Genomic DNA, 13,837 nt, shown 5'->3' with positions numbered 1-13,837 from the left:
GAAGGAAACGATTATGCGTTTGAGTCAAGTTGTTCGTCCAGGTCCTGGTCAATTTTTAAGTGGCCAAGGTGTATTGAAATATCTCGATGAAAAATTAGCGACATTCAAAAATCCTGTTGTGGTAACGGGTGAAAAATCTTATGAAGCATTTAAAAAACATTATTCAGGATCCTTGAATTTACCCGTTTATCGCTATGATGGTACTGCTTCTAATGAAGACATGGATCGTTTAGCTGACTTAATCCGGGGAACAGATTGCGTGGTTGGAATCGGTGGTGGCCGTGTTTTGGACACAGCTAAAGGGACTGCGGAAGTGTTGCACGTTGAGTATGTAACCATTCCGACCGTACTGGGAACCTGTGCGGCTTATACCCCTCTTTCCGCTGTTTATCATCCGGATCATACGTTTAAGAATGTGCAATACTATGAGAAAGCGGCTCTGTTGTGCTTGATGGATCTGGACTTACTAGTAGAATCACCCAAGAAATATTTTATGGGCGGCATTGGCGATACGTTGGCCAAATGGTACGAAGCAGAAGGAATCACCCGAAATGTGGTCGGGCCCCTTCCGGCAATGGTCCAGGTGGGTTTGAACACAGCAAAGGTAACCCAGGAGTTACTACTAGCTGAAAGTAAAGAAGCTTTGGCAAGCATGGAGCGCCACGAAGTTACAACTGCTTTTCAAAATGTGGCGGAAGCGGTAGTAGCAATCGCTGGGACTGTTGGGGGGTTTGCTGGTGAATATGGTCGGATGGCTGGTGCGCATGCCATCCATAATGGTATGTCACTTGTGCCGGAAACGCACCTTTACGAGCACGGTGTGAAAGTTGCTTACGGCGTGTTGGTTCAACTGTGGGCTGGCGGGGATGAAGATGAAGTCCGTAAGTTGTTGCCCTTCTTTGCTGAGAACCATTTCCCACATCGTTTTGCTGATTTCGGAGTGTCAGAGGATTTTTATGCCAAAGCTGAAAAAGTTGCCGCCTTTGCTGCTTCAAAAGAAGAGACATTTAACTTGGCAGTACCGCATGTAACAAAAGAAATTGTGTTGAATGCGATGAAAGCTGTGGAATACTTAGAAGATAAAGTGGCCGTTCAAAAATAACAAAGCCAAGCGAGGTTCAAAAACGGTAATAAAGGGAATAATTTGATAGACTGGAATTAACATAATTCTAGGAGGAATGACAAATGTCACAGCAAGATGTACCAGCGATTACATTACGGGATGGTCTTATTGTTCCAGCTATTGGTTTCGGTACGGTTCGCTTGAAAGGTGCCGAAGGAGTGCGCGCCATCGATTCGGCTTTGCAAAATGGTTACCGGTTGCTTGATACGGCTTATAATTACGAAAACGAGGCGACAGTTGGTCGAGCCATTGAACGCAGCAGTGTTCCCCGCGAGGAAATCGTGGTAACCTCCAAGCTTCCCGGCCGCTATCAGGAGTATGATAAGGCGATATACACCATCCAGGAATCGTTATACCGGGCAAATCTGGACTATTATGATTTGTATTTGATTCACTGGCCCAATCCCAAACAAGGTAAATTTGTGGATGCTTGGCGGGCTTTGATCGATGCCCAAAAATGGGGGCTGATTCGCTCCATCGGGGTTTCCAACTTCCTTCCGGAACACATTGAGACCCTGGAGAAAGAAACAGGTGTCCTACCAAGCATGAACCAAATCGAATTACACCCTTATTTTAATAATAAGGAATTATTGGAATATTCACTGGAGCGTGACATTCAAGTTGAGTCCTGGAGTCCAATGGGCCGTAAACTGGCTGGGGATTTATTGGAAAATCCCGTGATTGCCGGAATTGGTGAAAAATACAATAAGTCATTGACCCAAGTCATTTTGCGTTGGCATGTTCAATTGGGAACTATTCCGATACCAAGTTCGCGGAATTTCGCTCACCAGCATGAGAATATTTCCATTTTTGATTTTGCATTAACCGCAGATGAAATGGCTACTATCTCGTCTTTAACGAAACCAGACGGCCGCATCGCCAATCAAGACCCCAATGTTTACGAAGAGTTTTGACAAAAATACCCCGAGACCAATTTGGCTCGGGGTATTTATTATTTGCCTAGTAATTCTTTGACGATTTGGGAAACCATTTTCTTTTCAGCCTTGCCGTCAAGTTCTCCCATAGCTAACTTCATCGCATCTTTCATAGCCATATCCGGGACACCTTTTTCCGTCAAAAATGTTCTGACTTCCTCTTCCGTCATCATTTGGGGGAGATAGCTGGAAATAATCGCCAATTTTGCTTGGTTTTCTTCCACTAAGTCATCGCGGTTTGCTTCTTTGGCAAATGTGATGGCTTCTTCGGTTTGTTTTTGTTCTTTCAAAAGGTAATTGATTTGTTCTTTTTCATCCATGTCGCGGCCTTCATCGATTTTGAAGGCATCGAAATGAGATTTGATGATACGTAAAACGTTTGTCTTCAATGTGTCGCGGTCTTTACGCGCTTGAATGAAATCTTTACTTACTTGTTCTTTGATGGTCATCGTTACCACTCCTTTGTAGTTTATTTTAGCATAAAAATAGAGTGCCAGGAAACCCGGCACTCTTGAAAAATCAGATTAACGAATTGTTTCGAAAGCTTTTGACCATAGCAATAGATCATCCAACATACCGTTAGCATTTACTTCGTTGTATGGGTTTGGTTTGAAGACTGACATGTTTTCGAAGTCTGTCATCAATGAGAAGTTAGTTGTAGTGTGTACAGTCGCAACACTCAACTCACCCAAGATGATACGTAGGTTTTCGTGAGCACGTGCGCCACCCAAGCTACCGTATCCAACCATTGCAGCTGCTTTGTTAGCAACTTCTGGTTTCAAGTAATCGAGAGCATTCTTCAATGCGCCACCTAGAGCATGGTTGTATTCTGGTGTGATGAAGATGTAGCCATCAAATGAAGCCATTTTTTCTGACCAAGCTTTGATTGCTGCGCCAGCTTTTTCTTGGTATTCTACTGGAACTTTAGCGCCCATCAATGGTAGATCGAAATCTGCAAGATGAACTAATTCGTACTCCACGCCTTCGTCGCCACGTTTTGTTGCGAAATCCAATACCCATTCTGATACTGCTGTTGCGTTGTTTCCTTCACGTACACTACCTGAGATAATTCCGATTTTCATAATTTTGTTCTCCTTTTCTACTGTGGGATTATTTACTGCTGCTGATTCGCTACCTTTCAAGAAAGAAGCCAATCGCGAAAAAATACTTTTGTTAGACATTATTGTTCTCCTTATCTTTGAATTCTTTATATCCGAATTCATTTATCTTGATTTCGAAATAAGTATATAACGATACTTATTTTTTGTCAACAGTTTTAATAAAATATTTTAAATTCGAGATTATTACGCTATAATACATTAAAAAGAAATGAGGAAAATTATGAAAACAAACAAACTTGTGGTCATTGGATCAGGCCATGTGGGTTCTCAAGTCGTGACGTCAGCTGCTCACTTGAATCTCTTTTCTACTATCACTATCATCGATAAAAAAGAAAAGGTAGCTGAAGCAGAAGGCTTGGACAATACCCACGCCCTATCTGCCTTCTATCGGGGAAATACGACCATTCAACATGGTGATTATCGTGCTTGCCAAGATGCAGATATTATTGTTATTGCAGTAGCCGTACCTGAACTTCCAGAAAATGAAAACAGCATTCTTCGTACGGCGTGGGGGAAAGAAAATATCCGTGAAGTACGCGAAGTTATGGCTGGCATTACGCGTTACACGCGCGATGCCATCATCGTCATCATCACCAACCCGGTTGATTCCGTGACGTACATTGCTGAAAATGAATTTGATTATCCAAAGGGCAAGATTTTTGGTACGGGTACGACTCTGGACACGTTCCGCTTACGCCAAATCATTGCACGCATGTTCCAAGTAGACGGGAAAGCGGTCAGTGGACTGGTCATCGGCGAACATGGTACAACGGCACTCCCTTTGTTCGACAGTATCACCATTTCCGGCATTCCTTTTAAAGAAGCACAACAGTTATTGCCGATCCATGAACCTCTTACCCCAGACGCTATTACCCAAGAAGTAGTCCAAACAGCAAATGATGTTTTTATTTGGAAAGGCTGGACAAACACAGCCATAGCCGAGGTAGCTGCAGCCATCTTGCGTGCCATTGCTTTGGATGAAAAAGCCATCTTCCCTGTTTGTGCGACGATTGATGGTTTGTATGGTATGACCGGCGAGGTTGCTTTCAGTACTCCATGCATCATTGGAAAAGACGGCTTGGAACTGCAAATCGCCTTACCCCTTAGTGAAGAAGAAGAGCAAAAGCTCGGCCTTTCCATCGCTGACATAAAAAAAGCCATTGCGAGTTATTAAAAGAACGGACTGGGATTTTTCCCAGTCCGTTCTTTTGATATATGAATAATTGTCACACAAAAATCATTGCCTATTGATAAATCGCCTTAATCGGATCCATGCGTGAAGCACTCAAAGCAGGAATAATGCCAAATACAAGTCCAGTCACGATTGAAACGGACGTAGAAATAATCATGATGGATGGTGTCAAGAAAACAGGGATATTGATGAAGTAACCCACTAAAAGAGCAGCGCCATATCCCAATAACAATCCAATCACACCACCAATAAAAGTGATAAAGGCTGCTTCCAACAAAAACTGCCATAAAATCATCCGAGGTTTGGCACCAATTGCGCGTCGGATGCCGATTTCGCGTTTTCTCTCGGTAACCGAAACGTACATGATATTCATGACACCAATTCCTCCAACAAATAATGAAATCGCCGTAATCGCCACCAAGAACATGACAATGCCATTGATATAAGTATTGATTTCTTCCATCATCTGTTCATTGGAGCGGTCTTCTTCAAAATAGCCTTCATCGTTTGGATAGGCAGTCATTAAGTCATCGATTACCGCCATCGTGACGATTTCACGGTCGCTTGCATCTGCTATTTTGACTTTCAGTTGACGAATTTCCCGTGCCCCAGTCAATTGGTTGTAAGCTGCATGTGGCACAACACTCGTGTAAGCATCTTCCCAAGTATAAGCTGTGTCCGGCACCATGCTTTCATAATCATAGGGCTCTTTAATTCCAATTACCTCATACATAAAGCCGTTCATACTAACAGCTTGTCCAATCAACGTTTCGGGATCATCTACCGCAATGCCGTATTGCAAAACATCACCTGACAATACAATCACATCCCGATCGACATCATGCGGTGTGATATCGCGACCATATTGAATCCGGGTTTCTTGCTTAAACGGTGTGACGGCCGTATACGCCTGCGCCCCAAAGTAATCCAAATTCACATCAAACATATCCGTATTTGAACCCGACCAGGATCCGTAACCCGGCAATACCGAGGCAACCCCTTCGATTCGAGAAATACGCCGCATATCCGCTTTCGAGAAAGTAAACGTATCTTCAATATACATCATGCCTGAATCATCGGTTTGGGCAATTCCATGCTGTACAGTCATAACATTGGCTTGAGTCGTATCCGCCAAATTCAAGCTTTCCCGGCGCACACCTTCCCCTAGTGCCGCAATCGTGACGACCGAGGCAATCCCGATGATAATTCCGACCATCGTCAAGAAAACACGCAGTTTATGGGCACGTAAACTGAGTAACGTACTCATCAAAATATTTCGAATCACCCTGCCGCCTCCTCTTCCACGAAACTACCATCATGCATCCGAATAACCCGGGTGGCATATTGCAATAAATCCTCATCATGCGTTACCATGACGATAGTCTTACCCTCGCGATTTAATCCTTTTAACAACTCCATAATAGCTGTTCCTGTTTCAGAATCCAGCGCCCCAGTCGGCTCATCCGCCATAATCAACAACGGTTCGTTTATTAGCGCCCGCGCAATCGCCACCCGTTGTTGCTGACCACCTGACAATTCCGTCGTCCTTGCTTTCATCTTTTCCGGAATCCCGACCGAATCCAAATATTTTCCCGCCGCATCCCAGCGTTCTTTTTTGCTGGCTTTTCCATTATATACAAGTGGCAATTCGACATTTTGATGAACATTCAAGGATTCAATCAAATGAAACTGTTGAAAAATAAAACCAAAATTCTCATTGCGAATTTCTGATTTGCGGTTCTCAGTCAGATTCGCGACCTCCTCACCCAGGAAATAATAATTACCTTCCGTTAAGCGATCCAAAAAGCCGATAATATTCATTAAAGTCGTTTTACCACTTCCCGATTTACCCAAAATCATTAAAAAATCACCTTCGTAAATCGTTAAATCAACATCTTTTAAAACGGTATTTGCTATTTTTCCCGAAGTAAAAACTTTACGGGCTTCTTTAATTTCCACCAGTTTACGACGTTTCGCTATTTCCATGTGCTACTCCCCCTCTGGCACGTCCATCATACCGGGATCCAGGATATCACCTTCTTGAACGGGAACTTCTGATGAGATGATGATTTCATCCTCCGCTTCCAGACCACTTGTGACGATGGTGTTTCCTCCTGTCTCTTTTCCAAGTTGGATGCTACGTTTCGCTACTGTTCCAAAATCGTTTACCAAAACATAATGGCTATTGCCCTCTGTATGAATCGCTTCGGTGGGAATAACGACTTGATTGTCTTCCAATTGGATTGTTGCCTGCACGTGATACCCATTTACAATTCCTTCCAACGAATCAAAACTTAATTTCACCGGGTAGGAAGACATAGTCGATGCGCCGCCGTAAGGATCACTGTTGGCTTCGGTGGGTGTCGTATCAACGAAAGAAACTTTTCCCTGTGTCGTAAAGTTGTTGGAAACGACGGTAATGTCTGCGGCTTGGTTTATCTTTACATTTTCCAAATCCTTCTCATTCAAGGTACCGGAAACGTAGAAGTTCTCGGAAATGAGCTTCAAGAGTGGTGTATCAGCGGTTTTTTCTTCAGGTATGACCACTTTTCCCTTGAAGGGTGCAAGGACTTCGGTATAAATGTCCTCTTCCATCATCGCGATGTTGGTGTATTGCTCCTGGATTTGAGAATCGAGTTCGGATAGGTTGAACTCCATATAAATTTCCTCCAGGGTTTGTGTCCGCTCTTCTTCAGGCATTTCATACCAGCGATCGATGGCGAGCTGCTGTTTATAGGCAGTATTGGCGCGCTGTGTTTCCAGACGGGCCACTTCATTGGTCAATTGGTTGATTTCTTTTTGAACGTCTTCATTCGTATAGCTGTAAAGCAGCGTATCGGTTTCAACAATTTCACCGTTCGCAACAGCCAAATCACTCATTTCACCAAGCGTTTGGTCCTGATGGAAATCTTGGGATTGTTCCGGCTTTACGACACCATTTACAAAAACTTGTTCCATGGGCGGAACCATATAATATTCAATGCCATATGGGTCTTCATCAACAATCGATTCCACCGGCTGTTCTTTTTGGGTGAATTGTAGAGTAATAAATCCCAGTGTTGCCAGGATAGCTAACGCTAAAATAAAAAACCATTTTTTCTTCTTCATCCGTGCTCCTCCAATGCTTCAATTTTCATGCATAGGTATATTATACCCTTAATACAAATTTTGATAATCGCTTTCTATGCTATAATCAAAATATGACTTTAAAGGAGCTGATTTCGTTTTGCAGATAAATCGTGAAGAAGATTCGTTGCATTTTGCGGCGTTAGTTCGGGATAAAAAAGTTTCACCAACAGAATTGGTGCGACAAACAATAGATAAGATTGAAAAAGAAAATCCTTCCTTAAATGCGGTCATCCATCCCCGTTTTGAGGCGGCTTTGCGTGAAGCAGAGACGCGTGACTTCAGTGGGAAACCATTCGGCGGCGTCCCTATTTTATTGAAAGATATGGGGCAGACCTTGGCGGGTGAGCCGAGTACTTCCGGTTCCGTTTTGTTGAAGGATTATGTGAGTGCGCAGACAAGCCACTATACACAAAAGTTATTGGATGCGGGATTCGTGGTGGTTGGGCAAACGAATGTACCAGAATTTGGCTTCAAGAATATTACGGATGCGCGCATTTATGGTTCTACGCGTAATCCCTGGAATACGGACTATTCACCAGGTGGTTCCAGTGGCGGTGCCGGCGCAGCGGTTGCGGCGGGCATGGTACCAGTAGCCGGTGCGAGTGATGGTGGTGGTTCCATTCGGATTCCTGCCTCGTTTACAGGATTGGTCGGACTAAAACCCACACGCGGACGCATGCCAGTCGGACCTGGTTCGGGGCGGAATTGGCAAGGAGCCTCGATTGATTTTGCATTAACGAAATCGATTCGTGATACGGTGGCCATGGTTGAGGCGATGCAGACGGTTCAATTAGCTGCGGCATTTCAGGCACCTTTATTACCAAATGGCTTCATTGCAAATGGACGCCGGAAGTTTAAGGTAGCTTATTCATTGAAATCCCCTATTTTGTCTGTTGTGAGTCAGGAAGCAAAAGATGCGGTCATGAAAATGGTGGACTGGTTGGAAGCGAATGGCCATGAAGTGGTGGAAAAGGATCCCGATTATGACGGTGTGGCCTTGATGAAGAGTTATTACATCATGAACTGCGGGGAAACGACTTCCATGCTGCAAGGCATGGAACAGAGCTTGGGCCGAGCATTTACGCTGGATGATATGGAACTGGTGAGTTGGGTATTGTATCAAGCTGGTAAAAAGGTAACGGCTGCGGAATATTCGAACACTTTGAAACGTTGGGACGCCGCAGCTGAAGCGATGGCCATTTTCCATGAAGATTTTGATTTGTTGTTGACGCCAACGACAGCGGATGCGGCACCGCGGATTGATACCGCGTGGCAGTCGGCGGAATTGATGGAAAAGATGGCGAATGTTCAGGAGTTTGGTGCTTCAGAGCAGCAACAAATTGTCTGGGACATGTTTGATTTGAGTTTGCCGATTACACCATTCGGGATGCAAGCGAATTTGACGGGTGCGCCGGCTTTGAGTCTACCGGTTCATTTAACCGAGAACGGTTTGCCGTTGGGAGTACAGTTCACGGCTCCAAAAGGCCGGGAAGATTGGTTGCTTGCGCTGGGCGAAGCAATCGAGGCTGATGGGTTGTTTATATAAAAAGAAAAAGCGTGGAGTCGCCCTCCACGCTTTTTGTTATCTGTATAATTCTTCTGCTTCTTGGCGAGCTGCTACAGCTTCCTCAAGTGTATCGAATGTTCCAAGATGCTTGTTCTTACCGTCGACACTGATGTTCGCTTTGTAGCGTGTGCCACTTTTTAGTTCCACTTTCGAAACGCCAACGTATCCGGTGCCGTTTGAAGTTTTTTGAGCGGGAGCTTTAGCTTTTTTAGGAGCTGCTGCTTTTTTCGGTGCCGCTGGTTTAGCTTGTTTTGTTGCTTCTGTTACTTCGTGACCACAGCTTGTGATAACTTGGTTTTTCAAATCAGATTGCTTAACAACTAATTCATTACCACAGACACATTTTACTTTCCAGAAACGGCCTTTTTGGTTAGATTCTGCTTTACCTAGAACCGTCAAATCGCCAAATTGTCTGCCTGTTAAGTCAATTCTCTTCTTCATTATTAATTACCTCTTTCTATCCATAGCATAGAGTCCATTCAGGGACCAACGTTTTACATTATACTGAAAACCGCGCTATTTGGCAAATTCGATAGGATTTAGAGGTGATCACGTTCTTGATAACGCCACACTTCGAAGACAGATTTAAAAACAACCGCGACGATTGCGCCAAGTACAGCTCCGAGTGGTCCGAAAATCATGACACAAACAATGGAGGCCAGAAAGGTATAAATAGGATGTACACCGATTGCGCGACCCGTCAATACTGGCTCAGCAATCTGCCTCACCACTGCTAAAATGATATATAAAATCCCAATTTGCCAGGCGAGGGTTGTGTTCCCCATGAAAAAATGGATGAGCGCCCAGGGAATCATGACAATCCCACTCCCTACAACGGGGATGATGTCAACAACTGCAATTAACAATGCCTTGATGAACCAGAAATCAACCCGGAAGAACCATAATCCAATACTCAATATCAAAAATCCCAAAAGAGCTAGTTTCAATGTTGCTTTCAAATAACCAACGATACCAGTGGAAACAGATTTAGAGATTTCTTGTAAATAATAAGTGAATTTATTCATGGCTGAACCACCTTTCTTGTATTATATTATACTACTACATGGCAATAGCTGGGGCATCAGTCTTGAGAATGAAAAAACGCCGATTAGCTTTTTAAAAATTGCTAATCGGCGTGAATGAGTGATTTCGCGCCTATCAGCTACTCGCTTATTTTATCATCGTCGCGTTTATGGAAAATCACGACGATTAGCTCAAATAACGAATCTTAATAGTCACCTTTTCCAGATAGAAAAAAAGAGGCTGCATCAGCCTCTTTCTAATTTATTCTTTTTGGAAACAACAGGTACCGGGATACTTTTCCTTGCGTACAGATATACCGGTACACCCATGAGGGTTAACCCTATTCCCAGTAAAGCATTCAAGGGCTGCGTGAGGAGCGTGCTCACCAATATAAACAAACCGCCTGCAATTGCCAATAACGGAATAAAAGGATACAGCGGAACCTTGTAGGCACGTTCGATTTCTGGCGCACGCTTACGCATAATCATGACGGCCAGGAATGTCAGTGTTGTAAAGATCCAAATTACAAAAACGATTAAATCCGTTAATTGGTTAAACGAGCCCGTCAACATCATCAAAATTGAAATGACCAGCATGACTACCCCACCGTTTACCGGAACATTGGATTTTTTCTGCAGGGTTTTGAACCAATTGGAAAAAGGCAACATGCCTTTTTGGGCCAATACGTAAGGGATACGAATCCCGGACATATAATAGCCGTTCATGGCTCCAAAAACAGATATCAAAATTCCCATTGTTATTAAGTCACCGCCGATACCTGGAAACAGCCTTGATGCTACAATTGCGGCTGGTGTTTCGGTCGCTGCCAAAGTTGCACTGTCGGCCACAAATAGATAAGCCACGTTAATAGCCAAGTAAATCGCCATGACGATGGACAAGCCACCAACAATAACCCGTGGCAGGGTTTTACCAGGATTTTTCATTTCTCCGGCTAATGTGCTAACGTTCATCCACCCATCATAGGCGAATAAAACCGAAACCAAAGCAGAACTAAAAGCTGTGAAAAAAGGACGGTCACTCGCCGCGAACGGTAACAGCTGCGCGGTTCCTTCTCCTTGGTAAAGGAAACCGGCGATGATGATGGCAACCAGCGGCACTAATTTCAAAAAGGTGGCAATATTCTGGATAGCCCCCCCGTACTTTGTACCCAGTGAGTTCATGGCCGCAATAAAGAGTGAAACACCGATTGCAATCGGAACCGTCAAGACGGCATCCAATCCCGTTAAACTAATGGCTTGCGTTGCAAAAATGATGGCCAAGGCAGCGAAATTAGCTGGGAAATACACAACCATCTGCGCCCAACCGGCCAAAAATCCCCAGAATTCACCGTATACTTTTTCCATGTAAACCATTAAACCGCCTGTTTGGGGAAAAATCGTCCCAATTTCGGCGACGGTCAGGCCACCGGTAATCGTGATAAATCCAGCCACCAACCATGCCAGGAGTCCTACTCCCGGAGCACCACTTGCAGAATAAACAGCAGTGGGTTTGAAAAAGACCCCTGCACCAATAACCGTACCAACGAGAACAGTCAGCGCAGTGAGACTACTTATATTTTTATTTAAGTGTGGTTCGTTCATATTTTACGACCTTTGCTTATGTATTTTTAAAATTGCTTCCCTCGATTTTAATGGCCTGCCTAGTCAATGTCAAGCATTGCTTTTCGCATAAAAAAAAGAGTATGCCATAGCATACTCTCATGCACGTCAATTATTTAGATTCGAACGCTTCAGACCACGTGACCAACTGAATATCTTCTTCGGTGATGACTCTTAAAAAATCATCGTCCATCAAAAATTCATACTCCCATACACGTTTCTGCCATTCAGGTTTTTGTTCGAAAAAGATACTATCGGAGGTTGAGGGATGTAAATAGACTTCGGTGATTCCTTCAGGAAGGTTGCGCAACGCATCCAGGTAAAATTTTTTCAAATCTTCGTACGACTGTATATCCTCAATCGGAAGTAAGTTGGAAAATACTTGATCCGGTAAAGGAACACCCTTTTTCTCGGCAAACTCTGCGACTTCACACTGTGCGTCCTCCACTCGCTTGGTTAGAGGATGTGGTGTAACGTCGACCAGGGCATTTTCATTTTTGGGATAGCGGAAAGGTAATTTATGGGTTGCACAAAAATGAAGACAAACCGGTAAACATTCCACCTGGCTTTCTTGATGAAGACTTCCACCATGGCTGTCCAGATGATCGAACGCAATACCATAGGCTCGACCCTTTTCAAATTGCGCGGCGATCTCTTTCATGGCCGTAATACTTTTGGTTTCTTCGTACATGTTTTGGGGTTCATCGCTTAACCAACGAGTGGTTTCTTCATCTGGCCTCAACGTTACGTGTAGGCCGATACCGATTAGGTGTTTAAATTTAGCAATACGGCGGACGGCATCTTGCACACTATCACCAAGGATCATCAAAGATGCGGCTGTAATTCTTCCAGCTAAAGCCAGTTCCTCAATTGCGGCATTGGTCGCGTTGCAGATTCCCATGTCATCTGCGTTAACAATTAGATACTTCGCCATATTGACACCTCCCTCTTATACACCTATTGTAAGCAATTTTGCGTTGAAATCCAAAAGTTATTGTTTATCTTTAAAATCATTGATAAAATGAGCTATCAAAATGAGAAAGAGGTTAACAAAAATGGACTTAGAAGAACTGTTAAAACAATTTGAGACCTTTAAATCAGAAAATAGTGAGAGTAAGTTGGATATCGTCGTTGAACAAATCAAGGATTTGGATGATGTCTTTGGGGATATGTATATTATGGCTTATGACGAAGAGGACAACGTGGTCAATGATACGTTATTGATGACCATTGAAGAGCCAACTAAAGAAGACATGCAGCATTTGCGCGGCATCGCGGATGCTTTGCGGGCAAAATTATAATAATTATGAGGTGAAAAGATGATTTTAACGGGTGCTCTGGTTAATGGCGTTGCCATTATTATAGGCGGCATCATTGGACTAGCTTTGAAGAGTGGTTTGCCTGAGCGACTCGGTAATGCTTTGATGAGTGCGCTAGGATTATGTGTTTTATATATCGGCATCAGCGGTTTGTTGAGTGGCGATGATATGATGGTCATCATTCTCTCCATGGTTTTCGGAACCTTAATTGGTGAAGGCTTTGATTTGAATCAAAAGATAAATGCTTTTGGCAATCGACTCGAACTGAAATTTGCGGCAAATTCGAAGGATAAGACGATTCCGATCGCGCAGGGATTTGTGACCGCCAGTTTGATTGTTTGTGTAGGGGCAATGGGAATAGTTGGTTCCATGCAGAGTGGTTTAGCCAACGATCACAGTACCCTATTTGCCAAAGCTTTGATTGATGGAATTGTTTGTATTGTCTTGGCTTCAACTCTGGGAATTGGCGTTGCCCTGTCCGGTTTTGTCATTATAGCTTATGAAGGCAGCTTAGCAGTTTTCGCTTCATTCTTGGCTCCACTCTTGACAGAGGGCGTGATTAATAATTTGACCAGCGTTGGTTCGCTATTGATTATTGCCTTAAGTTTGAATATGTTGAAAATCACTGATTTAAAAGTGATGAACTTTGCACCGGCCGTTTTCATGCCGATTCTTTTAAGTTTATTCATGTAGAAAACCGCTCAATCCATTGTGATTGGGCGGTTTTCTTGTTGGGGTGATTACTCAAGCACGAGTTTTTTTTTGAGTAATCACTTTTGTGTTTAAACTGATTACTCAAGTGGGATTTT

General features: G+C 43.6%; 15 protein-coding genes. 6 read left to right on the top strand and 9 right to left on the bottom strand.

Annotated features, from left to right (window positions below):
- The first annotated feature begins 13 nt into the window (after positions 1 to 13).
- Entirely contained in the window at positions 14 to 1,102 is a 1,089-nt protein-coding gene (locus tag ACTU7M_RS07835) for an iron-containing alcohol dehydrogenase family protein (protein WP_443473831.1), read from the top strand.
- A gap of 83 nt (positions 1,103 to 1,185) precedes the next feature.
- Entirely contained in the window at positions 1,186 to 2,037 is an 852-nt protein-coding gene (locus tag ACTU7M_RS07830) for an aldo/keto reductase (protein WP_443473830.1), read from the top strand.
- Between the two features lie 38 nt (positions 2,038 to 2,075).
- Here ACTU7M_RS07830 and ACTU7M_RS07825 read toward each other — a convergent pair whose 3' ends face one another.
- Complete coding sequence (locus tag ACTU7M_RS07825) at positions 2,076 to 2,507, bottom strand: GatB/YqeY domain-containing protein (protein WP_443473829.1); 432 nt, start codon at positions 2,505 to 2,507, stop codon at positions 2,076 to 2,078.
- A 75-nt stretch (positions 2,508 to 2,582) separates the two neighbouring features.
- Positions 2,583 to 3,239 carry an NADPH-dependent FMN reductase gene (locus ACTU7M_RS07820; RefSeq protein ID WP_443473828.1) on the bottom strand — a complete coding sequence of 219 codons (657 nt, stop codon included), beginning with the start codon at positions 3,237 to 3,239 and terminating at the stop codon, positions 2,583 to 2,585.
- 160 nt (positions 3,240 to 3,399) lie between these two features.
- On the opposite strand from ACTU7M_RS07820, the gene ACTU7M_RS07815 reads away from it, so the two are divergent.
- A complete protein-coding gene (locus ACTU7M_RS07815) occupies positions 3,400 to 4,353 on the top strand; it encodes a lactate/malate family dehydrogenase (protein WP_443473827.1) in 954 nt (317 codons plus the stop codon).
- A 70-nt stretch (positions 4,354 to 4,423) separates the two neighbouring features.
- Here the strand turns inward: ACTU7M_RS07815 and ACTU7M_RS07810 are convergent, their stop codons facing one another.
- Genes ACTU7M_RS07810 through ACTU7M_RS07800 form a run of 3 tightly spaced genes read right to left on the bottom strand, consistent with a single transcriptional unit; the run spans position 4,424 to position 7,479 of the window.
- Positions 4,424 to 5,656 (bottom strand): ABC transporter permease, encoded by a 1,233-nt coding sequence (locus tag ACTU7M_RS07810; RefSeq protein WP_443473826.1) that lies wholly within the window; start codon positions 5,654 to 5,656, stop codon positions 4,424 to 4,426.
- A complete protein-coding gene (locus ACTU7M_RS07805; protein ID WP_443473825.1) occupies positions 5,653 to 6,357 on the bottom strand; it encodes an ABC transporter ATP-binding protein in 705 nt (234 codons plus the stop codon). Before ACTU7M_RS07805 ends, ACTU7M_RS07810 begins: the two co-directional genes overlap by 4 nt.
- A gap of 3 nt (positions 6,358 to 6,360) precedes the next feature.
- Positions 6,361 to 7,479: an efflux RND transporter periplasmic adaptor subunit gene (locus tag ACTU7M_RS07800; protein ID WP_443473824.1), complete on the bottom strand. Its 1,119-nt coding sequence runs from the start codon at positions 7,477 to 7,479 to the stop codon at positions 6,361 to 6,363.
- A 118-nt stretch (positions 7,480 to 7,597) separates the two neighbouring features.
- Here ACTU7M_RS07800 and ACTU7M_RS07795 point away from each other — a divergent pair, with 118 nt between their 5' ends.
- Complete coding sequence (locus tag ACTU7M_RS07795) at positions 7,598 to 9,046, top strand: amidase (RefSeq protein WP_443473823.1); 1,449 nt, start codon at positions 7,598 to 7,600, stop codon at positions 9,044 to 9,046.
- A 36-nt stretch (positions 9,047 to 9,082) separates the two neighbouring features.
- Here the strand turns inward: ACTU7M_RS07795 and ACTU7M_RS07790 are convergent, their stop codons facing one another.
- From ACTU7M_RS07790 to ACTU7M_RS07775, 4 genes are all read right to left on the bottom strand, one after another.
- Positions 9,083 to 9,508 (bottom strand): hypothetical protein, encoded by a 426-nt coding sequence (locus ACTU7M_RS07790; protein WP_443473822.1) that lies wholly within the window; start codon positions 9,506 to 9,508, stop codon positions 9,083 to 9,085.
- Positions 9,509 to 9,606: 98 nt separating this feature from the next.
- Positions 9,607 to 10,092, bottom strand: a complete 486-nt coding sequence (locus tag ACTU7M_RS07785; protein ID WP_443473821.1) for an AI-2E family transporter — start codon at positions 10,090 to 10,092, stop codon at positions 9,607 to 9,609.
- A 243-nt stretch (positions 10,093 to 10,335) separates the two neighbouring features.
- Positions 10,336 to 11,691, bottom strand: coding sequence for an APC family permease (locus ACTU7M_RS07780; RefSeq protein WP_443473820.1), 1,356 nt, complete (start codon positions 11,689 to 11,691; stop codon positions 10,336 to 10,338).
- Between the two features lie 130 nt (positions 11,692 to 11,821).
- Entirely contained in the window at positions 11,822 to 12,643 is an 822-nt protein-coding gene (locus ACTU7M_RS07775) for a carbohydrate deacetylase (protein ID WP_443473819.1), read from the bottom strand.
- A gap of 121 nt (positions 12,644 to 12,764) precedes the next feature.
- Here ACTU7M_RS07775 and ACTU7M_RS07770 point away from each other — a divergent pair, with 121 nt between their 5' ends.
- Positions 12,765 to 13,010, top strand: coding sequence for a hypothetical protein (locus ACTU7M_RS07770; RefSeq protein ID WP_443473818.1), 246 nt, complete (start codon positions 12,765 to 12,767; stop codon positions 13,008 to 13,010).
- Between the two features lie 18 nt (positions 13,011 to 13,028).
- Positions 13,029 to 13,721 carry a DUF554 domain-containing protein gene (locus ACTU7M_RS07765; RefSeq protein ID WP_443473817.1) on the top strand — a complete coding sequence of 231 codons (693 nt, stop codon included), beginning with the start codon at positions 13,029 to 13,031 and terminating at the stop codon, positions 13,719 to 13,721.
- Positions 13,722 to 13,837: the final 116 nt, after the last annotated feature.

The sequence above is a fragment of the Jeotgalibaca sp. A122 genome, assembly GCF_052266715.1.
Taxonomy (GTDB): domain Bacteria; phylum Bacillota; class Bacilli; order Lactobacillales; family Aerococcaceae; genus Jeotgalibaca.
The sequence above is the reverse complement of the archived record's forward strand: the minus strand, read 5'-3'. Positions and strand labels throughout refer to the sequence as shown.